This is a genomic window from Bartonella florencae, from assembly GCF_000312525.1.
In the GTDB taxonomy this organism is placed as follows: Bacteria; Pseudomonadota; Alphaproteobacteria; order Rhizobiales; family Rhizobiaceae; genus Bartonella; species Bartonella florencae.
On sequence record NZ_HE997501.1, the window covers coordinates 1 to 597 of the forward strand.

Genomic DNA, 597 nt, shown 5'->3' on the forward strand with positions numbered 1-597 from the left:
AAACCATAAAGCCTTTCTTGATTTTATCTTGATAAGGTAACAAAGGCGCCCCTGGAGCACGTCGATAGACCCAATCGTGTTTACGCAAGTAATCGGTCAAATCTTTTGGTCGTACCTCTAACATTTTCGCTGCTTCAATAAGACCGAACAGCCCATCAGAGCGCTTTAAGCCATTCAAAGCCTCTGCTTTTGGAGCTAATTCTGCAATCACATGATCTTTTTGTTCAATTTGACTTTGTAAGTGATTCAAAACACCAAGTAATGCTTCGGGTTTGGAATAGTCAACTTGTGGAACAGCGGCTTGCTTTTCCAATTCTTGCCAACGATCAATGATTTTAGCACGTAAGGCGGTGCTATAACCAGAAACGAGAATTAAACATTCACGCTTGGGAAGGTTATAACAAGGAAGGATACGACCCGTTGAATCCTTGTAGAATCCTGCAAATTCACTCAGCCCAAATTTGGGCTCAGTACTTTCAGAGTGCAGTTCTCCTAACATTTGCTTAATGTCACGCATAACATGCTTATGTTGCTTAGCACATAACTCGGCAATCTCGCGACTAGACATAGTCTGAGAAGAGGCACCATTAGTAGCGC

At 42.4% G+C, this 597-nt stretch carries 1 protein-coding gene; it reads right to left on the reverse strand.

Annotated features, from left to right (window positions below; genetic code table 11):
- Window positions 1-597 (reverse strand): Rha family transcriptional regulator (locus tag BN202_RS09050; protein WP_019220326.1); only part of this gene is annotated, 597 nt, incomplete at both ends.